Raw genomic sequence first — 19,903 nt, 5'->3', positions numbered from 1 at the left:
ACTACACCTCTTTCACTGAAAAAGCTCCCGTAGCAATAACATCGCCAGCTTCTGTTGTAAGGGTCACTTTCACAAGAGCATCATCATCTGCATAATCAAACATCACAACATTGTCGACCTCAACAGGCTGATGAAATTTCATCTCATACTGAGTGATCCACTGTGCCTGATGCTCCTCGATATATAAGGATTGGGCTAATCCCATTAGATACATCCCCTGCGCAATGGGCCGCTTAAATCCAGCCTTAGCTGCTGCATCCTCATCTAGATGAATCGCGGCCAGATCTTGGGAAGCTGCTGCATATAGCCGGATGGCCTCAGCCGTTATACATTTTCTCATCATGATCATCACCTACCCGAATTAACACTGTTTCTGCGGTGACTATAAGCTCGTCTTCACATTTACAAACCAGCGTATGTGTGTAAAAGGTCAGTTGGCCCTGCCGGCCATCTTTTTGCGCCTTGCTCGTTAATGCTAATTCACAATCTAACGTCATCCCTGCCGTAATCGGTGCTTGATATGAGAATTTCTGAGTGCCATGAAGCAAAGGCTCTCCCTTGCTAAGCCAAGGAATATCGAAGGCCTGCCAAAAAATAATAGGCATCGTAGAAGGAGCAATCAGATTGCCCTTATACGTCTGCACGGGTGCCTCAATACTATGTGCATAATCCGATATCCACTCCGCAGTCACATAAATCTGATGATGAATGCTGTTCATTCTACCGCCTCCACAAGAGTAGCCAAACCGATACCTCCGCCAATGCCCAAAGTGGCAAGTCCCCTTTTATAAGCCGTACGCTGCATTTCAGCACATAAGCGAGTCATTAAAATAGCTCCGGACGCCCCATATGGATGACCGATAGCTAATGCGCCTCCTCCACGATTGACCTTTTCCTGTGGGATCTGAAGCTCATTCAGTGAGGCAAGAACTTGCGAAGCAAAGGCTTCATTAAACTCTACGATATCTAAATCGGCTATGGTCAGCTGTTGACGATGTAATACCTTTTGTACAGCTGGAACGGGCCCCATACCTAAATAATTCGGATCTACACCTGCCGCTTGCGCATCCACGATACGCAGAATCGGTTTAAGCTTGAGTTCCCTACATTTCTCACGGGACATCATTAATACAAGCGCCGCACCATCATTAATTGGACAGGCATTTCCAGCGGTGACAGTGCCTTTTTCTTCAAACATTGAAGGGAGCATTCGCAGCTTATCCAAGCTCGTATTGGCCCTTGGACATTCGTCGGTGTTCACCCACTCCCCCTCAACCAGAAGAGGTACAATCTCCTGCTGAAACCGGCCGCTTTGCTGAGCATGAACAGCCTTTTGGTGGCTTTTTAAGGCATATTGATCCTGCTCTTCTCGTGAAATCCCGTACTTCCGCGCTACATTTTCCGCAGCAATCCCCATATCCGGATCACCGTAAGCGCTTGGTGTAAAATGAGCACGGGTATATAGCTGTGGAACCCCCATCAAGGTTTGGGGCTTATTCATTTTCCAAGGGGCACGACTCGTGCTCTCAACGCCGCCAGCTAAATAAATCTCACCTGCACCGCTTTGAATAAGCCTTGCTGCTATATTAATAGCCTCTAGCCCAGAACCGCACTGCCGATCCACAGTAACGCCCGGAACCGAAACAGGAAGCCCAGCTTCAAGCGCAGCGACCCGGGCAATATTTCCACCCGGACCGACCACATTTCCAATAATGACATCATCGATCATCTCTTTAGCTAGGCTCGTCTCTGCCACAATATGCTGAATAAGCGGCGCCAGTAATGCTTCCGGCTCAAATGTACTTAATAAGCCGCCCATCCTGCCAATCGGTGTACGTTTTGCCATAACAATTACTGCTTCTATCATACCATCGCTCTTTTCACATAGTCTTTCATCGCTTGCCGGGCAATTTTGCCACTGCTTGTATAAATAAACTCTTCAACTGTCAGCAGCTGCTTCGGCGATTTGTAACTTGCTAAATACTGGCGACAATAATTCTTTATTTCGTCTATAGATAAGTGCTTTTCACCATTCCATTTCACGAGCACGGCCAACTGTTCTCCCCAATAATCGTCAGGGACGCCGAGCACCATTACTTCTTCTATTTCAGGAAGATGCTCTAACACTCGCTCTATTTCCTCTGGATAAACGTTCAGCCCACCGGTGATAATTCTATTTTTCAAACGACCTGCCAGATATAAGTACCCCGCTTCATCCTGATAAACATTATCTTCCAAAATAAGCCATCCGTCTCGAAAAGCTGCTGCAGTCTCGTTCGGCAATTGATGATAGCCTAGAAATATCATATCACTTCGCACATATAACTGCCCAATCTCCCCCGCAGGGACTTCATGGAACTCTTCATCACGAATGGAAATTTGTACTCCGGGATAGGGCTTGCCTACAGAGCTCGGATTATGCTCTTCCAGAACATCCAAATAACTAATATAACTCGCTTCTGAGGAACCATAGGATTCATAGAGACGCGCTCCAGCGAACACTTCTATGCCCCTTTTTTTGGACAACTCCGACCACTTTGCACCTGAGCTAATAATCGCATCAATCTGCGTCTGCCCAGGAACAGCCTGCCGCATCATGGATTCAAGCATTGTCGGTACAACAAACAACACCACACCCGGAATCTGCTTGCACAGCTCTAACACCTGTGTGGCGCTAAATTTTTGCGTAATATGAAAGTTTGCTCCGCCATACAGACTCTGCATTACAGCGAACAAGGACAGCGAATGCACAAACGGACCCGGTGCTAAAACATCCTTCATAGCGTCCAATTTAAAGGCAGCACTCGATACCTCAAAGCTCTTTAACCACGATAAATGGGTACGCATATATCCTTTGGGCAGTCCAGTTGTGCCTGAAGTGAAGCCGATAAATAATAATTCATTCGTCTCATCCAATTCAGCTTCTGGCTTCAGCGCATCCAGCCACTGATCATAGGAGCCTGTCCGATCTTTTGTAAAAATCATTGTTGGGATCGCTTGCTCCCTGAAGACCAAATTCTTTGCAGCTTCCGGCTCGGCAAAAATCATTGTCGGCTGGCACTGCTCTATAATAACCTGCTGTTCGTTTGCACTCCACTTGGGATCTAAAGGGATGGGAACACAGCCTGCATAAATAGCCCCCAAGAAAACCTCAACAAATTCAATGCGATTCGTAGATAAAATAGCGATTTTGTCATGTCTCAGACCCTTTTGCTGTAGACCATTCGCAATTCTCCGCATCGCTTGTACTAATGTTGCATAAGTATGACTCGCTTGGTTATGGGTTAAGGCAATACTGTCGGGCTGCTGTGCTGCATGACGCAGTATAGGAACTACTAGATTCATCCTTCATCACACCTGTTCGTAATTTCTGTGTCTACCGATTATGCACACCTCTGAATTGCATGGGATACAATTGGAATGGCTACGATAGCTTATTTTAGCTTTATATTAATTTTATGTACATATTTATATGGAACGATTAAGCCTCTTACGACTGGAAAAATCAAACAGCGCGCATCGATTATGATCGGTACGCGCTGGCTGTATTGTGTTTAATTTTTCTTTTGAGCGGATGATAATGCCCCATCTTCAGCAAAAGTAAAAGTTCGGGCGATATATAAGATAGGTGTGCCGACTGCGGTTAGTAAGAATTTCGCCAGATACGTTGTAAGCAAAATTTCAAACCACACACTCCAGTTATACAACCCAGCAAATGCAATGGTGCAGAAGATTAGTGTATCCACAAAAGAGCTAACCATCGTACTACCGTTCGAACGGATCCACAGCTGACTTGAGGTGCTGTAATATTTGCGAATCCAGGAATACAACCGAACATCTAGGAACTGACTAATGAAATAAGCAGTTAAACTACCCAACGCTAGTCGAGGCATCAGCCCAAAAATCGTCTCCAAAGAAGACTGAGCAATATCGGTCTCTTGTGGCTTAAATACTAGTACCATCTGCATAATGACTGTCGTCATAAGCAAGGTGAAGAAACCAAACCAAACCGCTTTACGTGCTTCTGCTCGTCCATACTTCTCATTAAGCAAATCGCTGGTCATATACAAAGTGACATACATCGTATTTCCGAGTGTCATCACGATATCAAATGGCATAGCAATCGTCTTAGCTACCTGAATATTAGCAATTACAGTAGCGATACCTACCCAGGCATACATTCCACTTTTGCCGAACAGGCGGTAACAGAGCAGAAAAAAAGCAAAATTGACAATAACAAATAAAACTCCCCACAACAAATTAAACATATTACTTAAACTCCTCCTAGTTTTGTTTACGCGGGATGGTTACGAACCGCGGCTTACATTAAGTTTTGGAACAAAACATTAATACTCTATCACACTGTCGTCAAACAATCCATAAAAATAAACAATTTATGAAATGGGTATTTATACCCATTTTTATTAACTAAAAATAAAAGTGTCAGTAATAATTCATCTTTTTCAGAAAAATATGCTCTATAAACTAAAACTTTCACTATTCATCCAGAGGTTAATTCTATAGAATAGTATCAAACACTTCATTCCCGATCCATTTAGTTGATATATTACATAACTATGGAATATATTGCAGGTTGCCAGTCACTAGCAGTCGGTAGGGATATAAAGAAATGGGGCTTCACTGCCCATAAAAAGGGGGAGAACAATATGTTTCGTTTCAAGCAGTCGATCAGTCGCAGATTTACGCGTTTATTATTTGTAGTTCTATTACTCACGTCTCTTTTGTTAAGTACCAGCTTCTACTTTATATCCACCAGTATTTTCAACAGCTATGTCATGCCACAAATCAATCAAATTCTAACTGCAGCTGCTCAGGACGTATATAAGAACATAAATACAATGCATGCTCAGCAAGCACTAAAGAAGAACGAACAAGCAGCCACCAATCTTGAATTCTATTTTCAGGATAAGAGAAAGCAGCATGGGGTTGAGACTATTTTTCTACTCAATCTAAAAGGCAAGGAAGCTGAGGTTCTGTCCGTAGATCATGATGCAAAATTAAAGCCCGAGGAAATTGTTAAGGTATCCTCTGCAATGCAGCAAGCCCTTAAAGGAAAGAGTGGACTAAGCGATACATACAAGGACTCGCATGGTGTACATAAGTCAGCTTATATCGGAATTCCCGGAAGTACGATGGTTATCGGAATCAGCAGTGATGTAAGCTTTATTCAAGAAAAAACAGACAGTATCCTGTGGACCAGCGCGGGGATCACTCTGCTAACGCTGATCATAGGGTCAACTGGCGCCTGGTTTATGAGCATGCGGATAACCCGTCCTATCTCAAAGCTTGCAGCTTACAGTGCCCGTCTCGCAGAGGGAGATTTCACAGAGGAATTAACGGTTCAAGGCAGTGATGAGGTAGCTCAGCTATCCAGAAGCTTCCAAGCGATGACCCTACGCCTAAAAGAAATGATCGGACATGTACTCGTCACCTCAAACACCGTGGTCACCGATTCCAATTCTTTAAGAGAACGTGTTGAGGTCTTAAATAAAATGGCAGACCACTCTAGTACTTCTGTTGTAGAAATTGGAAGAGGTAGTACAACCATCGCGAGCAGCGCTCTAGATAATTCAAAAGCTATGGAAGAAATCAATTTCGGCATTCAGCATATTGCTTCAGCAGCCACCGAAGTCACTGAGCAAATTAGTGAAGCTTCCGCTGAAGCGATTGGCGGTAATGAGATTGCCCAAAGCGCTGTTCTGCAAATGCGCCATGTTGAACGCGCCTCCCTGCAGTCGCTGGAGCAATTACAAGTTATGAACGAACGTTCAGTAATGATCGGAGAAGTCGTTCATAGTATTACTGAAATTACGAAGCAAATCCAAATGCTGTCGCTCAATGCTTCGATCGAAGCAGCACGTGCAGGAGAACATGGACGCGGCTTTGCCGTTGTTGCCGGAGAAGTACGCAAGCTTTCCGAACAGTCCCGTAATGCGAATGAGCAGATTCGTGATTTCCTACTCGGACTTCAGGAAGATATGAATCGCTCCGTTACTGAGATGAACCATGTGAATTCTGAAGTAGCCTCCGGGGTAGGCAAGGTGGCAGAAGCTGGCGACGCCTTCAATCACCTTCTGATTCTGATCCAAAGCATCAATCAGAATATTCAATCTGTATCTGCGGCGACGCAGCAAATCTCAGCAAGTACAGAAGAAGTTAGTGCTTCCGTTGAGGAAACCGCACAAATTACTTCAAGATCCCAAGAAAATGCGGACACACTATCCGAGAACTCGGAGCGTCAACGTATAGAGCTTGAAGGACATGCAGTAACCGTGCAGCATCTATATGAGCAGGCTAAGAAGCTTCAGGAAGCTGTGCAACAATTTAAGATCTAAAGCTTAGGCTTATATAACCCCCCCGTTCACACGAAAGTGTTGAACGGGGGGTTTTGTTAGTGTCTCGGCGCCCAAAGAATGACCGAAACGCCGATCACACAAATAACAGCACCAACCCAGTCATATACATCGGGTGTTTTCTTGTCTACTAGCCAGCCCCACAACACAGCGAGCACGATAAATACCCCGCCGTAAGCTGCATACACTCTACCGAAGGATGGAAACTTCTGCAACGTAGGAATAATACCATAGCTTATCAGAATCAAAGAACCTACCAAACCGTACCATAGAGGTCTTGATTCTCTTAGCCATAACCATACTAAGTACCCGCCTCCGATCTCAGCAAGGCCGGCAATTACAAATAGTAGAATGGCAGCAACCATGTCATCCCTCTTTCCTATTGAACTCTAAAAAATCAAAATGATTGGCGAAATATGATACAACGTCATCATAGGAGCCAGTCACATGAAATTGTGCTGAAGCAACACTAACACTAGTAGCAGCACCGCCTCTAGCAGCTCATTCAGCGCGCCGTACACATCGCCGGTGAGCCCGCCGAGCCGGCTGCTAATCCGCCGCGCAGCCACGGTGCCGCTGGCCAAGGCCGCTGCCGGCAGCAGGAACGCTGCCGCCAGATGCAGCGGCCACGCGGCTAAGCCAGCGCCAAGCGCCAGAGGCGCAGCGGCTGCGGCTAGCGAGAGTAGCGCGGCTATCGCCAGCGCGCGCCGCTCATGCGAGGGAGCGAGGCCGGCGAAGCCCGCGGCCAGCCCCTCGTTCCCGCGGGCAATGGGATAATGCACCATTGCCCGCACCATATACCAGCGGCTCCAGATCGCTGGCAGCAAGAGCAGTGGCAGCTCGTAATAGGCGTAGCCTTCGATTAATGCTGCCACTAATGAAGCCTTTAACAGCAAGAGCAGCACGCAGGCGAGCACACCCATCGCACCCACACGGCTATCCTTCATAATCTCCAAGATCCGTTCCCTCGGTCGGTAGCTTAGCAGACCATCCGCACTGTCCATCCAGCCATCGAGGTGCAGACCTCCGGTGAGTCCTACCCATAGAATGAGGGTAATGACAGCGGCTGGCCAAGCTGGTAAAATCAATCCCGTCAAAGCTGCCCCAGCAGCTACACACAGTCCGATAGCTGCACCCACCACGGGATAGAACAACACACTTCGGCGCAGCAGCTCAGGAGAAAATCCGGGATCACTCTTTATAGGAAACCGGGACAAAAACTGAAAGGCAGCCGCGGCAGCATCCCTGCGCTCCCTCATAAACGATACTCCCTGCTCTTAAGTTCAATTGGAATGCCAGCAGTCACTAAAAAAACCTGCTCGCATTGCCGAGCAAGCAGCGCATTCATACGTCCTGCCAGATCACGGTACAATCGGCCAAGCTCATACTCCGGAACAATACCGTCTCCAACCTCATTAGTGACCAAAATGAGGTTTCCTTGAAATGTGCGTACACTGTCTTCAAGTCTTGTAATCTCGCTCTCTATCAACTCTTGCCTATCCGTAAATCCTTCCATGGCTAGCAGTACATTCGATAACCACAACGTTAGACAATCTACGAGAACCGCCTTTTCACCAGATAAACGCTTAAGAAGATCTGGCAAATCATAAGGCTCCTCTAACGTCTCCCAAGCATATCCGCTTTGCGAGCGCTGTTGCTGATGCAGTGCAATCCGTTCATTCATTTCATCATCAAACGCTTGTCCGGTTGCAACATAGAAGGCCTGATCTGCCAGTGACGACATCAATTTTTCTGCAAAACCACTTTTCCCGCTACGCGCGCCTCCCGTTACAAGAATACTCATTGTTTTCCAGCTCCAGAGATGCCTGCACTTTCAAAGGTGGCCATTTCACTCAAAATGCGGCATATCGCCTCTATTAAATGAAGGGACAATACGCCTCCAGTTCCTTCACCCAAACGAAGACCCAGGTTAAACAACGGTTCAAGACCAAGCTGCTCAAGCATCAGCTTATGTCCTTGTTCTCCTGATAGATGGGAGCCTATCATATAAGCAATGGATTCTGGCGCAAGCGCCTTCGCCACAAGAGCCGCCGCGCCCGAAATAAAACCATCCAGAATGACAGGTACCCTAGCAGCGGCTGCGCCAAGAATCAGACCAGTCAAACCGGCAATTTCCAATCCCCCTACTTTGGACAATACATCCAGCGGATCTGCCGGATTCGGCTGATTCACCTTTAAAGCGCGTTCCACAACAGCAATCTTATGTAGTAAACGTTCATCATCAATTCCCGTTCCTCTTCCGACGGCTTCTTCAGGTGCTATTCCTTTTAGAGCACACAGAATGGCAGCGCTAGCCGTTGTATTTCCTATGCCCATTTCACCTGTAATAAAAATCTCCGTCCCGTTCTCAATCGCTTCTTGTGCGATACTTATTCCTACAAGCATAGCACTCATCGCTTCTTCACGACTCATCGCAGGTCCCACGGCTATATTATCCGTTCCACGGCGCACTTTACGATCAATCAGATCCTCATGACTAAGATCACCGTTAACACCGATATCTACGAACTTCACCTCAGCCCCAGCTTGACGTGCCAGTACATTCACCGCCGCTCCTCCGCTGAGAAAATTATAGGCCATCTGCATGGTGACTTCCTGTGGAAATGCACTAACTCCCTCGCAGCATACACCGTGATCGGCAGCCATCACAACTACCGTTCGTCTGGTGAAACTAGGCTGCTCCGTACCCGAAATTCCAGCGAGCTTAACGGCCAGCGTCTCCAATTGTCCCAGGCTGCCCGGTGGTTTGGTTAGAATGTTCAAACGGTGCTCCGCCTTGAGGAAAGACTGTTCATCCGCTGGTGTGATTCGTTTAATTACTTCTTGAATAGTTGAAATCATATTTTAACCTCCAATTAAAGATATCCGTATAACCTATTCTATCTTATCTACACAGAAAAGCCCCCATCTATGATAGATGGGGACCACTAGAATTACAACTTCACTTTCATAAATCCTTCGATTCTCTCCAACGCTTCCGTCAATTTTTGTAGGGATGCTGCATAAGAGCAGCGAATATGCCCCTCTCCACCTGCTCCAAACACATGGCCCGGGACCGCAGCAACACCAACCTCCTTGAGCAGCTGCAAAGCGAAATTCTCTGACTTCATTCCGGTATTAGCGACGGAAGGAAAGACATAAAATGCACCCTCCGGCTCGTGGCAAGGTAAACCAATAGATCGAAATCCATTAACCAGCAGCTTTCTTCGCTCATCGAAGCATCGTTTCATATGTTCCTTATGTTCCATACCGTTCCGTAGTGATTCAATGGCAGCGATTTGACCTAGTATTGGAGCACACATCGCAGTGTACTGATGGATTTTGAGCATCGCAGCAATTAATTCCTGATCACCACAAGCATAACCTACTCTCCAGCCAGTCATCGCAAAAGCTTTGGAGAAGCCGCTAATAACAATTGTTCGTTCCAACATCCCGGGAAGTGCGGCTATGCTGACATGCTGACGATCATAGGTTAGCTCGGCATAGATTTCATCTGATATGACAAGTAAGTTATTCTCTTTTACAATCTGTGCAATGGGCAGCCAATCCTCGTAAGTCATTACTGCCCCTGTAGGATTAGTCGGAAAATTAACCATAAGAATCTTGGAACGCGGGGTAATTACCTGCCGCAACGCTTCAGGAGTAAGCTTAAACCCCTGCTCGGCTGAAGATTCAACCTCTACTGTAACCCCACCGTTCAAATGAGTAATCGGCGAATACGCAATATAGCTCGGAGAAGGGACGATAATCTCATCCCCGGGTGTAATAAAGGCCCGCAGAGCCAAATCCACGGCTTCACTGCTTCCCACTGTAACCATAATCTCGTTAGTTGGCTCATAGCGGAGATTGAAGCTTGTATGCAGATAAGAGGCGATCTCTTCTCTAAGCTCCAACAAGCCGGAATTTGGTGTATACATCGTCTCCCCATTATTCAAAGCACGAATACAGGCAGCTCTTACATGCTCCGGTGTAACGAAATCAGGCTCGCCTACACCAAGCGATATAATATCCTGATTCCCTGTACTTAGGTCAAAAAAAGCCCGAATCCCCGAGGGGGCAATCTCCCGTACACGCGGAGTAATCCATTCATTATGCATGACTGAGCACCTCTTCTTTCGGACTCTTTTCTGTTAGGGAAAGGGAAATAATCTCGTCCAGCAGTCCGCTAAAGGTGTAGCCTGCCGCTTGCGCGCTTTTTGGTAAAAGACTCGCCTTCGTCATGCCCGGTAATGTATTCACCTCCAGCACATACGGAATACCATCCTTGATTAGCATATCCACCCTTGCATACACACTGCATTTTAGTGCTTTGTAGCAAGTTAAGGCTGCATTACGTACTCGCTCATACACCTCAGCTGGTAGGTCAATGACCCGTTCGTCTGCCCCGCCATCATCGTATTTCGCGCTGTAATCGAACCACTCCGCATGTGACGAGGTGATTCCCAAAACGGGCAGCATCTCCCCATTTAGAATAGAGCAAGTGATTTCCTGACCTTGAATATAGCTCTCGATCAGAATTGACTGATCACAGGCAAAAGCCTTCTGTACTGCGCTCAACAGCTCCTCGCTACAGCTCACCTTTTCCATACCGATACTCGAACCACCTGAACATGGCTTCACCATAACAGGATATCCAATCCGCTCTACGGCTTCTTCAGAATAATCCTTCATACTATCCCAGCACAGCCAATCCGCTGTATGGACGCCTGAGCAGCGCATAAGCTTTTTGGAAAGATCTTTATCCATACAAATGCTGCTAGACATAACGCCACTACCCGTATAAGGAATCCCCATCGTCTCCAGCGTCCCCTGAACCGTACCGTCCTCTCCGTAAGCTCCGTGGAGCGCAAGCAGCGCGATATCGATTCCTTTCGCCTGCTCAATAAGCTCTTCACGCTTGGTGATCTCTATTGGAGTAACTTCATATTTATTGGGATCTAGATTCTTCAAAATCTCTCTACCGCTATTCATGGATACCTCATATTCTGAGGACACCCCGCCCATAATCACGCCTACCTTCATCTTCATCTCAAGCACCTCTTTATCCCATTAGTTGTCGTGCTGTTGTGCCAATAATCTCGATCCCCTTGCGGATATCCGCATCTGTCACTCTAGAGAAACCGATCCGTATCGTATTTTGACCTTTACCGTCTGTGAAGAATATATCTCCTGCTGTAAAAATAACCCCTTGCTCATGACAGGCCGCCAGCAGCGCCCTTGTATTAAACCCCTCCGCGAAAGTTACAAAAAGATGCAGTCCGCCATCCCCTGATAACGCCGTATAAGGAATAAACTCCTTACAGCATTGCAGGGTTAATTCATATTTCCGTTTATATTCCGCTCTGGCTTTTTTCAAATACTTCTCTAAATGTCCACCCAATAAGTATTGATACAAAATGGATTGATCCAGTGTAGAGGTATGAATGGTACGTGCGCGCTTGACGCTTTCAAGGGAATAGATCAGCTCCTGATCTGCCAGCACCCAACCTACGCGTAGTCCCGGAAAAAGTACTTTTGAGAAGCTACCTAGATAGATTACGCTGTTGCCGCTACCTGCTGCTGCGATAAGTGGAGCCACATGTGAGCCCGAATAGCGTAATTCCTCGTTAAAACCATCCTCGATCACGGGGATTTGGTACCGATTCATCAGCTTCATTAGCCGCTGTCTTTTCTCAGGAGACATTACAATACCGGTCGGATTATGATAAGAAGGGACAAAGTAAGCACAGTCAAAAGCTTGCTCCAGCAATGCCTTCTCCAGCTCAACCAGATCAATCCCATCACGCTCCATAGGAATCCCGGTGATCTCAAAGCCGTTCAGCTTGAGATTTTTGATCGCCGTATGATGCGTCGGATTCTCACAGATGACCGAACCATTCTTTTTGCTAAGTGCAGACAATACAATATCGAATCCCTCTGTAAAGCCGTTGGTAATCAATATGTCCTTGCCCTTCATTTCAACGCCTTTGTGCTCCATGTACTGCTTCAAATAGTCTATTAAAGGCTTATACCCTTTGGCATATCCATAATTTAGTAAGACGTTGCCTTCCACCGACATACGATCCATAAAGGAGCGTTTCACATTATCTAGATCAAAAAGACTCTCATCAGGCGCGATGCTCGTAAAGGAGATCGTCCCCTTTTCCGCTCGTATGCCGCGCTTCATGATATCCAGATCCTCCGCCAGCCGCGCATGATCATTGATACGCGACTTCCAGTCCATCGTCCAGGAAGAGATTGTTTCACTGCCAGGAGGTGTAGGTGCCACATAACTTCCCTGACCCTGCACGGCATACGCAAATCCATCATCCTCAAGCTCTGCATAAGCAGAAATTACTGAGTTACGGCTAACCTTGAGCAGTGTACTGAGCTCTCTTGTAGAGGGCAGCTTTTGATTCCCTTGCAGACCGCCTTTTATGATTAAGTGCTTCATATAGTCTTTAATTTGTATATACACCGGCCGTCCGGCTATGAGCTTAAAATCCTTAAACATCTCTTTGGTCGCCTCCATAGCTATCATGGCATAATCAGGCGCTTAAAAAAAGAACCACAGCCAAGGGATTTTTCTCCGGCTGTGGTTCTATGCGCGATGTTCTTCAATTAATTGCTTATAATCGATCCGTCTTTGACGCAGCCAAGAGCTGAAATCGACGATAACATGCTTTTCACTCAGCACAATAAAGCCTCTCCCTTTTACATTTAAACATCGAAAATATCGTTTAAGATGTATATAATGTAAGGGTAACTCATCGTTACAAAATAATTTCTCGAAAGATTGGGATGAGGATATGGTGAAATCAGTCCAGCAAACCTCCTAAAATTAAAAATGAAATAATTTTTAGGAGGTCATTATAAATGATTTTTAACCCGATTGTCATTGATAACTGGAATAGAAAACCCTATTTCGAACACTATTTAAACAATGTCAAATGCACCTATAGCATGACCGTAAATATTGACATTACCCTTCTACTGTCAGAGCTTAAAAATATGGAAATTAAACTGTACCCAGCAATAATCCACATGATAACTACGGTTGTAAACCGCCACAGTGAATATCGCACATGTTTTGATTCCGAAGGCAGATTAGGTTATTGGGATAGCTTGTCGCCTAGTTTTACAATTTTCCATGATGATGATAAAACTTTTTCAAGCATTTGGACTTTATACGGTGAAGAATTTAATGTTTTCTACAGCCGTTATCTGGATGATATGAAAATGTACGGAAATGTTAAACAATTATTCGCTAAAGCAAACGAACCACCTAACACCTTCCCTATTTCTAGCATTCCGTGGGTCAGCTTCACATCCTTTAACCTGAACGTGTATAACGAGGGAAACTATTTACTACCCATATTTACTATGGGGAAATATACTCAACATGACGAAAAAATACTATTGCCAATATCAGGACAATTCCATCATGCCGTTTGCGACGGCTACCACGCCAGTTTGCTGTATAATGAACTGCAATCACGAGCAGACACGTGTAAGGAATGGTTGCCCCCAAGTAATAAGCCACAATACTCCGCTGACGGAGAACAATAGATAAACAAAAGGGTTCTATATATTAGGCATGCCTAATATATAGAACCCTTTTTTCATTTGATTTACTCATCAATTTCCCGAAATATCTGCCGACCATTGCCCGTTCTGCCAAAATAATTTGAGTACCATTGCTGTTCCCGGAGTAGGTGCAACTGCGCTGTAGAATGTGACCTCTGGAACTACCTGTGCAAGGATATTCCGGATTACACCACCATGCGTCACTACCAATACCCTGTTTGTTATTATCTCATCCTTGCTCTCCGTAATTGCAGCCTGCACAAATGTATCCTTAGCCGCTCGTCCCAGATCTGACAGGAAGCTACGCAACCGTTCGTCAAACTGCGCCCATGTCTCTCCATCTGGTGGTGTAACCGTTGAAGGATTATCAATCCAGCTTCTATAGAGTGAGTTATCCTTCAACTCCTCATAAGTACAGCCTTCAAAGGACCCAAAATTCATTTCACGCAGACGCTGATCGTAGACAGTTACCTTCTCTAGCGAAGGGGAAATGTAAGCTAAGGTCTCTCGACATCTAAGCAAATCGCTGCAAAACACTCGCCAGAAACCATTTGATACCTCAGACCCCCGTTCAGTCAGCCCATCAAGCTGCTGCTTAAGCTGAGATAGCTGCTCTACTGCATCAGTAAGCAATGGGAGATCCGTATGTCCTAAGTAACGATGCTCAGCATTCCACTGAGTATGCCCGTGGCGAATAAGTACTAATTCTAGCTCTATACAAGGAAACGCCATGTCTAGCATCAGCCTCCAATCCATATCCAAGCTAGGGCTGCGCAGATAGTAACGAATATTGAAGAGCAGAGCATCATCATCCGCGAGGTCTGAATAATATCGTCCGGCTCCATCGGTCGTACCGGATCACCCATATAAGCTCGGAATGAAGCGACACCGTGATATACATTCTCTCCTCCGAGACGGATACCAAGTGCGCCCGCAACAGCGGATTCCGGATAACCGCTGTTAGGGCTTGGATGAAGGTGCGCATCCCGCTTGACCATTTGCAGACAATTGCGCCAATCCAGACGAAGCAGCCATGCACACAGTGCCAAGAGCAATGCCGTAATCCGTGCCGGAATGAAGTTGGCGACATCATCGAGCCGAGCGGATGCCCAGCCGAGATCACGGTATTTATCGTTCTTATAGCCAACCATGGAATCAAGCGTATTTACCGCCCGATAGGCCATAGCTAGCGGCGCACCGCCGATGAGCGCGTAGAACAATGGGGAAATAATCGCATCGACGATGTTCTCTGCTACGGTCTCTACCGTGCCGCGCACAATTTCCGGGGAATCTAACGAAGTCGTATCACGCCCCACGATCATTCCCAGTGCCTTGCGAGCAGCAGGAATATCTCCTTTACGGAGTTCCACGTACACCGCCATGCCTGCATCCTTCAGTCCCTTGGAGGCAATCGTCGTCGAAATCAACCAAGCCTCGGCTATCCAGACGAGCCAAGGTGAAATATATGACAGCAGCCATAGCAGAATGGCTGTAAGTCCCCAAGCACCGCCGGCTACACATAGCGGCAATAACACCCCGGCTCTGCGCAGGCCTTGCGGGCTTGACCATATAAGGCGGATCACCCGCTCCAGAGCCGTGATTGCTTTGCCCATACCAATTACGGGATGGGGCAGGCTGCGCGGATCACATACAATCCGGTCAATCACATAAGCCGCAAGCAGTACCAACGCGATTGTCATAGACGGTCACCTTTGAACACTCTTCTACACCTCCAGCTATCTCTTCTCATTAGCTGTCCTTCCTTGCCTGCACCGACAGCAAGCTGCCCTTCACTGCGCTATATACAAGGCGTCCGATTGCGCCCCCAAGGTCGGTAGCGGTTCCGGCATAGACATGCTCTGCGCTGTATCGCCCGCTTTGGCTCACAGCGAGCACGATGGCATCCGTTGTTGTTCCGGTTGCGATCAGCCCATTCTCGGGATCAGTAATCCCGAGATCGGCCAGAGCAGCAGCTTTCGCTTCGACAGCTGTCTGCACAGCATTGACCATGGCCGCCGGTGTCAGGCGGCCATCAATACCTAACATGATGTTAATCGTACCTGGTCGATAAACAGCCAGCACATTGCGTTCCACACCCGCGCGCGCAGCATTTCCTGCGGCAGCAGTAACGCAGACAAAAATACCCGCTGAGCCTGTGTCTTCCTCAGCTACCGCTGCATGCTCTAACGGTACAGCCGTCATCAGACCGGCACTGCCAGATAATGAATAATCCCACTCGCGGAGCTTATTCTCCATATCTTGAACAGGATCACTACATTCATAATTACGGTCAACATATAAATTAACGGCCCGCTCTAACCGATTCATTCCTCCACCATAGAACGCACTCGATAATCCATCTGCTTCAGCAGGCAGCTCAAGCAGCAGATGGTTTACCTTCCACTGCAAAACAAGCCCCGGCCATATGGCCGAATGGTACTCTTTAACACCTCCTGCGAGGTCAAATGGAATCTTTATTTGCACCATATCTCGATCTGCTCCTTTCACAGCTCATTACTTTCATCCATTCATCCAACAAGCTTGGCTGTCGCTTCTTCTCTTTCCCAGAAACCTCACCCAAAAGCCGCCTAATCCTCTATCTCAGCAAATGACTATCTGCTCTAAAATCCACTACAACACATACCTCTAATATCCACCTAAAAATCCGTCCCTCACCCATCTATTGCACTTTATACAACAGATTCAGCTAGAAACACTAGCAAAAGCCATTCTGCTGTATTTCTTGCAATAGAATGTCACGAAAAAATCTAATTCACATCATTCTCCAAATTTCTATTGTACAAAGTGCTATAGAATCGAATTCCTGCGCCAGCAAAACGAATTCTGTTGTACGATATACAACGAATGCACTTTGGAGGATGTCCATCAGAAGCTACCTCACCAAACTTTGTCACAACCTAATGATGCGAGCTGAACCCTGACATCTGGTATCAAATCCCAACTTCTGCGCGCTTGAGTCACTTAGGCAATAGAATTTCAGCCTTCTCTATGCCACCCGAGTCACTTACGCTACAACAGTCACTTAACGCAGCCCTCTAAGCTACATAGGTCACTTATCCGCCAGCATTTCCTTCATCTGTTTGAGCAGCCGGACATTATCCTCATGTCCCTTAACGGCTACTCGGATATGCTCGTCTCCTAGACCGGGGTACATAGCACAGCTGCGCACCAGTATACCGACACGCCCAAGACGGGTCTGCATCTCTGCCGCACTCCACGGCGAAGGCAGGCCACAGAGCAGAAAGTTGGCTTCGCCTGGCGGCACATCGCAGCCTAGCTGCATAAGGCCTTGCCGCAGCAGGTCCCGTTCCGTGGCGATCAGTTCGCGTGTGCGACGTCCATATTCGTGTCCACACTCCAGGCAGGCTTCGCCCGCCAGCAGCGCCAAACCATTCACGCTCCAGGTAACCTGCTTTCCGGTCATCGCCTTTGCCAGCTCCGGATGCGAAATGGCAAACCCGAGACGCAATCCGGGAATTGCATAAAATTTCGTCATCGACCGCACCAAAATCGTATGCGGAAACTGATCCAGATCCGGCAAAAGCGTATTTCGTTCTGCTTCTGGAATAAAATCAATAAAGGCTTCATCTACAGCCAAATACGTCCCGTAGCTTTCAGCCTTCTGCGCTAACCAGCGCAGCTCATCCACAGTATACTGAACGCCATTAGGGTTGTTCGGCTGTCCAAGGAACAGCAGCTCAACCTTCTCCAGCAGCCCGGCAATCTCGTTCACTCCAGCTCGGAAGTGCTGTTCCCTTGTCCCTTGAACAGATAATACTTCTGCGCCGAATTGCACAGATAGCTGCCGGTACTCAGAGAAACAAGGTTCTACGATACCTACCTTTTGCGGAGCAATCGCAAGCAGCAACAATGCCATAGATTCTGCGGCTCCGTTGCCTACTGTCAACCAACTACTATGTATACCAAGGTCCTCTGCTAGCAGACTTTTGAAGCGTCGATGTCCAGGGTCAGGGTAGGCAACCACCGTAGACAACGCTGTTCTGAGTAGCTCTAAGACGGCTGGCGGAGGGCCGAGAGGATTGATGTTTGCACTGAAATCAAGAAATGTGCCTCCAGCCTCCTCATAAAGTTCTGCAGCCGTTAGCAAATCACCGCCGTGGCCGTATTTTTCAAGCATATGTACACTCCCTCTATCCATTTTCACTTGTTCGATATGTATCTCATTGCCACCATTATTGCGTCTTTGCCGGGAATACGTCAATGCTCACTAAAGGAATCACCTGAATAACCGCTTGCCTCAAATCGACATTAAAATCTACGAGATGTCAAAAGATAATAAAGTTCTAGACTGGCAGTCTCATCAGATCTATGGACACGCTGTCCCAGAACCCGCTTCAGCTTGAAGATGGAAACGGGATATCGTTTACATGATCGCCTGTACGAATAAAGAAAGCTGCTATGCCGAATACGAAAAAAAGAAGTCGACCATTTCGTTGGTCGACCTCTAATTTTTCTATTGCGCGGTCAAAATTTGTGGACCTTCAGCCGTGATGGCGATCGTATGCTCGTATTGGGCGGCGAGCTTGTTGTCCATCGTCCGTGCGGTCCAGCCGTCCGGATCGATGGTCATGAAGTAGGTACCTTCGGTGATCATGGGCTCAATCGTGAACACCATACCTTCCTTGATACGGGGGCCTTTTCCAGGCTTGCCGACATGCATATAAGTCGGCTCCTCGTGCAGGTCGCGGCCGATGCCATGAGCGAGAAGGTCGCGCACGACGCCGAAACCGTGTGATTCCGCATGCCGCTGAATCGCGCTCGTCACATCGCCGAGTCGATTGCCGGGCTGAGCCTGCCCGATGCCCAGGTCAAGACATTCCTTCGTGACACGCATCAGCTTCTCGGCCGTCGGCGAGATCTGCCCGACCGCATAACTCCAGGCCGAATCGCCGAGCCAGCCATCGAGCTCAGCGACCGTGTCGATCGTCACGATATCGCCTTCCTCAAGTGGCTTATTGCTAGGGAAGCCATGCGCGATTACATCGTTGGCGGAGGCACAGGTTGCATATTGATAGCCCCTATAGCCTTTCTGGTATGGCTTTGCGCCGTGCTTCAACATAATGTCCTCGAATATGCGCTCAATATCGTTTGTGGTAATACCCGGTTTGATAAGCGGGGCGATGGTACGATGACATTCAGCCACCACTTGGCATGCCTTGCGGATAGCCTCAATTTCATGCTTGCTTTTTAAAATGACCATGTTCGTATCAGGACCCCTTCGTAATAGCTTGAATAGCGAGCCGGGCGACTCGATCAACGTTCAGATCGGAATTGCCCGCATAGTAGTGCAGCCCACAGCAACCGACCAGCACGGCAAGCATATGGTCGACGCTGTCGTCTTCGCACTGGGCGATCGATTGGAGTGGAACGTACAGGCGTTCCATAAATTTTCTTTTGGCGTGGTGTCGATCCCTTTCAGGCAAGCCTGCATAATGTTCCGCCGCCATTTTGTAGACGAGATATGCGCGGGCGTCCGACTGCCACAGCTGGAGCAGCGCTTTACAATACATCAACAGCGGCCAATCATCCGGTGGGCTGCCGCTGATGTTCGCCCATTTTGCGATAACTTGCTCACATCGCTCAAAGCCGCTTTCTAACACATCTTCTATTAATAAATGCTTGTTGGGGTAATAATGGTATACTGTGCCGTACCCAAGTCCGGCTTCGCGGGCGACGTCGCGAATATCAAAGCTGCCGCCCGTGCGAAAGTAGGAGCGTGCGGCGACGTCCAGGATCTGTTCTCTACGCTGTATGCGTATGAGCTCATTTTGTTCTTTGGTACGGGGGCACATAGCGTGTTTACCTCCTTATTTAGACCTGCAAATTTGTCAATATAAAAATATTACCGCATGGGCTGGAGAAATGCAAAAGATTTGTTAATGTTCGATAAAATGAAGTAC

Annotated in this window: 20 protein-coding genes and 1 riboswitch; of the genes, 2 read left to right on the top strand and 18 right to left on the bottom strand. The window is 47.3% G+C overall.

The features are described from left to right. Position 1: 1 nt before the first annotated feature. From ACN6KS_RS06315 to ACN6KS_RS06295, 5 genes are all read right to left on the bottom strand, one after another. Positions 2 to 343, bottom strand: a complete 342-nt coding sequence (locus ACN6KS_RS06315; RefSeq protein WP_094876751.1) for a MaoC family dehydratase — start codon at positions 341 to 343, stop codon at positions 2 to 4. After that, positions 318 to 719, bottom strand: a complete 402-nt coding sequence (locus ACN6KS_RS06310; protein ID WP_094876750.1) for an FAS1-like dehydratase domain-containing protein — start codon at positions 717 to 719, stop codon at positions 318 to 320. The genes ACN6KS_RS06315 and ACN6KS_RS06310 overlap by 26 nt, the downstream gene beginning before the upstream one ends. Next, on the bottom strand, positions 716 to 1,867 hold the full coding sequence (locus ACN6KS_RS06305; RefSeq protein WP_440961605.1) for a thiolase family protein: 1,152 nt from the start codon (positions 1,865 to 1,867) through the stop codon (positions 716 to 718). Before ACN6KS_RS06305 ends, ACN6KS_RS06310 begins: the two co-directional genes overlap by 4 nt. After that, the gene (locus ACN6KS_RS06300) at positions 1,864 to 3,345 is read right to left on the bottom strand and encodes an AMP-binding protein (RefSeq protein WP_440961604.1); all 1,482 of its coding nucleotides are present in this window, start codon (positions 3,343 to 3,345) and stop codon (positions 1,864 to 1,866) included. Before ACN6KS_RS06300 ends, ACN6KS_RS06305 begins: the two co-directional genes overlap by 4 nt. A 209-nt stretch (positions 3,346 to 3,554) precedes the next feature. Then, positions 3,555 to 4,268, bottom strand: a complete 714-nt coding sequence (locus tag ACN6KS_RS06295) for a queuosine precursor transporter (RefSeq protein ID WP_094870625.1) — start codon at positions 4,266 to 4,268, stop codon at positions 3,555 to 3,557. 10 nt (positions 4,269 to 4,278) lie between these two features. After that, positions 4,279 to 4,324, bottom strand: a riboswitch (PreQ1 riboswitch). 343 nt (positions 4,325 to 4,667) lie between these two features. Here ACN6KS_RS06295 and ACN6KS_RS06290 point away from each other — a divergent pair. Further along, complete coding sequence (locus ACN6KS_RS06290; protein WP_440961603.1) at positions 4,668 to 6,356, top strand: methyl-accepting chemotaxis protein; 1,689 nt, start codon at positions 4,668 to 4,670, stop codon at positions 6,354 to 6,356. A gap of 56 nt (positions 6,357 to 6,412) precedes the next feature. Here the strand turns inward: ACN6KS_RS06290 and ACN6KS_RS06285 are convergent, their stop codons facing one another. The 7 genes from ACN6KS_RS06285 to pdxR all read right to left on the bottom strand — a co-directional run bounded on the left by ACN6KS_RS06285 (position 6,413) and on the right by pdxR (position 12,888). Beyond that, positions 6,413 to 6,739: a YnfA family protein gene (locus tag ACN6KS_RS06285; protein ID WP_042185628.1), complete on the bottom strand. Its 327-nt coding sequence runs from the start codon at positions 6,737 to 6,739 to the stop codon at positions 6,413 to 6,415. 78 nt (positions 6,740 to 6,817) lie between these two features. Further along, complete coding sequence (gene cobS, locus ACN6KS_RS06280) at positions 6,818 to 7,633, bottom strand: adenosylcobinamide-GDP ribazoletransferase (protein ID WP_440961602.1); 816 nt, start codon at positions 7,631 to 7,633, stop codon at positions 6,818 to 6,820. Next, positions 7,630 to 8,178: a bifunctional adenosylcobinamide kinase/adenosylcobinamide-phosphate guanylyltransferase gene (gene cobU, locus ACN6KS_RS06275; protein ID WP_094876991.1), complete on the bottom strand. Its 549-nt coding sequence runs from the start codon at positions 8,176 to 8,178 to the stop codon at positions 7,630 to 7,632. The genes cobS and cobU overlap by 4 nt, the downstream gene beginning before the upstream one ends. Next, a complete protein-coding gene (cobT, locus tag ACN6KS_RS06270) occupies positions 8,175 to 9,236 on the bottom strand; it encodes a nicotinate-nucleotide--dimethylbenzimidazole phosphoribosyltransferase (RefSeq protein ID WP_440961601.1) in 1,062 nt (353 codons plus the stop codon). Before cobT ends, cobU begins: the two co-directional genes overlap by 4 nt. Before the next feature lie 92 nt (positions 9,237 to 9,328). After that, positions 9,329 to 10,492 (bottom strand): aminotransferase class I/II-fold pyridoxal phosphate-dependent enzyme, encoded by a 1,164-nt coding sequence (locus ACN6KS_RS06265; protein ID WP_440961600.1) that lies wholly within the window; start codon positions 10,490 to 10,492, stop codon positions 9,329 to 9,331. After that, a complete protein-coding gene (locus ACN6KS_RS06260; RefSeq protein WP_440962373.1) occupies positions 10,485 to 11,417 on the bottom strand; it encodes a D-alanine--D-alanine ligase in 933 nt (310 codons plus the stop codon). The genes ACN6KS_RS06265 and ACN6KS_RS06260 overlap by 8 nt, the downstream gene beginning before the upstream one ends. 19 nt (positions 11,418 to 11,436) lie before the next feature. Then, positions 11,437 to 12,888, bottom strand: a complete 1,452-nt coding sequence (gene pdxR / locus ACN6KS_RS06255) for a MocR-like pyridoxine biosynthesis transcription factor PdxR (RefSeq protein WP_094870631.1) — start codon at positions 12,886 to 12,888, stop codon at positions 11,437 to 11,439. 362 nt (positions 12,889 to 13,250) lie between these two features. Between pdxR and catA the strand changes: the two genes are divergently transcribed. Next, complete coding sequence (gene catA, locus ACN6KS_RS06250; RefSeq protein WP_094870632.1) at positions 13,251 to 13,943, top strand: type A chloramphenicol O-acetyltransferase; 693 nt, start codon at positions 13,251 to 13,253, stop codon at positions 13,941 to 13,943. Positions 13,944 to 14,012: 69 nt separating this feature from the next. On the opposite strand, the gene ACN6KS_RS06245 is transcribed toward catA, so the two are convergent. The 6 genes from ACN6KS_RS06245 to ACN6KS_RS06220 all read right to left on the bottom strand — a co-directional run bounded on the left by ACN6KS_RS06245 (position 14,013) and on the right by ACN6KS_RS06220 (position 19,795). Next, positions 14,013 to 14,693, bottom strand: a complete 681-nt coding sequence (locus ACN6KS_RS06245; RefSeq protein ID WP_094870633.1) for a histidine phosphatase family protein — start codon at positions 14,691 to 14,693, stop codon at positions 14,013 to 14,015. Between the two features lie 8 nt (positions 14,694 to 14,701). Next, positions 14,702 to 15,661, bottom strand: coding sequence for an adenosylcobinamide-phosphate synthase CbiB (gene cbiB / locus ACN6KS_RS06240; RefSeq protein ID WP_440961599.1), 960 nt, complete (start codon positions 15,659 to 15,661; stop codon positions 14,702 to 14,704). 49 nt (positions 15,662 to 15,710) lie between these two features. Then, entirely contained in the window at positions 15,711 to 16,448 is a 738-nt protein-coding gene (locus ACN6KS_RS06235; RefSeq protein ID WP_440961598.1) for an adenosylcobinamide amidohydrolase, read from the bottom strand. A 583-nt stretch (positions 16,449 to 17,031) separates the two neighbouring features. Next, positions 17,032 to 18,120: a pyridoxal phosphate-dependent aminotransferase gene (locus tag ACN6KS_RS06230; RefSeq protein WP_440961597.1), complete on the bottom strand. Its 1,089-nt coding sequence runs from the start codon at positions 18,118 to 18,120 to the stop codon at positions 17,032 to 17,034. A gap of 336 nt (positions 18,121 to 18,456) precedes the next feature. Further along, entirely contained in the window at positions 18,457 to 19,203 is a 747-nt protein-coding gene (gene map, locus ACN6KS_RS06225) for a type I methionyl aminopeptidase (RefSeq protein WP_094870637.1), read from the bottom strand. Positions 19,204 to 19,210: 7 nt separating this feature from the next. Continuing rightward, positions 19,211 to 19,795 carry a TetR/AcrR family transcriptional regulator gene (locus ACN6KS_RS06220; protein WP_440961596.1) on the bottom strand — a complete coding sequence of 195 codons (585 nt, stop codon included), beginning with the start codon at positions 19,793 to 19,795 and terminating at the stop codon, positions 19,211 to 19,213. Positions 19,796 to 19,903 lie beyond the last annotated feature (108 nt).

The sequence above is a fragment of the Paenibacillus nitricinens genome, from assembly GCF_052056485.1.
Taxonomy (GTDB): Bacteria; Bacillota; Bacilli; order Paenibacillales; family Paenibacillaceae; genus Paenibacillus_AQ; species Paenibacillus_AQ nitricinens.
Note: the sequence above shows the minus strand (reverse complement) of the source record. Positions and strands in the feature narration are given on the sequence as shown.

Bases quoted from the DNA above. Each gene is read 5' to 3' on its own strand.
- ACN6KS_RS06315 (WP_094876751.1), bottom strand. From the start codon at position 343: ATGATGAGAAAATGTATAACGGCTGAGGCCATCCGGCTATATGCAGCA.
- ACN6KS_RS06310 (WP_094876750.1), bottom strand. From the start codon at position 719: ATGAACAGCATTCATCATCAGATTTATGTGACTGCGGAGTGGATATCG.
- ACN6KS_RS06305 (WP_440961605.1), bottom strand. From the start codon at position 1,867: ATGATAGAAGCAGTAATTGTTATGGCAAAACGTACACCGATTGGCAGG.
- ACN6KS_RS06300 (WP_440961604.1), bottom strand. From the start codon at position 3,345: ATGAATCTAGTAGTTCCTATACTGCGTCATGCAGCACAGCAGCCCGAC.
- ACN6KS_RS06295 (WP_094870625.1), bottom strand. From the start codon at position 4,268: ATGTTTAATTTGTTGTGGGGAGTTTTATTTGTTATTGTCAATTTTGCT.
- ACN6KS_RS06290 (WP_440961603.1), top strand. From the start codon at position 4,668: ATGTTTCGTTTCAAGCAGTCGATCAGTCGCAGATTTACGCGTTTATTA.
- ACN6KS_RS06285 (WP_042185628.1), bottom strand. From the start codon at position 6,739: ATGGTTGCTGCCATTCTACTATTTGTAATTGCCGGCCTTGCTGAGATC.
- cobS (WP_440961602.1), bottom strand. From the start codon at position 7,633: ATGAGGGAGCGCAGGGATGCTGCCGCGGCTGCCTTTCAGTTTTTGTCC.
- cobU (WP_094876991.1), bottom strand. From the start codon at position 8,178: ATGAGTATTCTTGTAACGGGAGGCGCGCGTAGCGGGAAAAGTGGTTTT.
- cobT (WP_440961601.1), bottom strand. From the start codon at position 9,236: ATGATTTCAACTATTCAAGAAGTAATTAAACGAATCACACCAGCGGAT.
- ACN6KS_RS06265 (WP_440961600.1), bottom strand. From the start codon at position 10,492: ATGCATAATGAATGGATTACTCCGCGTGTACGGGAGATTGCCCCCTCG.
- ACN6KS_RS06260 (WP_440962373.1), bottom strand. From the start codon at position 11,417: ATGAAGGTAGGCGTGATTATGGGCGGGGTGTCCTCAGAATATGAGGTA.
- pdxR (WP_094870631.1), bottom strand. From the start codon at position 12,888: ATGTTTAAGGATTTTAAGCTCATAGCCGGACGGCCGGTGTATATACAA.
- catA (WP_094870632.1), top strand. From the start codon at position 13,251: ATGATTTTTAACCCGATTGTCATTGATAACTGGAATAGAAAACCCTAT.
- ACN6KS_RS06245 (WP_094870633.1), bottom strand. From the start codon at position 14,693: ATGGCGTTTCCTTGTATAGAGCTAGAATTAGTACTTATTCGCCACGGG.
- cbiB (WP_440961599.1), bottom strand. From the start codon at position 15,661: ATGACAATCGCGTTGGTACTGCTTGCGGCTTATGTGATTGACCGGATT.
- ACN6KS_RS06235 (WP_440961598.1), bottom strand. From the start codon at position 16,448: ATGGTGCAAATAAAGATTCCATTTGACCTCGCAGGAGGTGTTAAAGAG.
- ACN6KS_RS06230 (WP_440961597.1), bottom strand. From the start codon at position 18,120: ATGCTTGAAAAATACGGCCACGGCGGTGATTTGCTAACGGCTGCAGAA.
- map (WP_094870637.1), bottom strand. From the start codon at position 19,203: ATGGTCATTTTAAAAAGCAAGCATGAAATTGAGGCTATCCGCAAGGCA.
- ACN6KS_RS06220 (WP_440961596.1), bottom strand. From the start codon at position 19,795: ATGTGCCCCCGTACCAAAGAACAAAATGAGCTCATACGCATACAGCGT.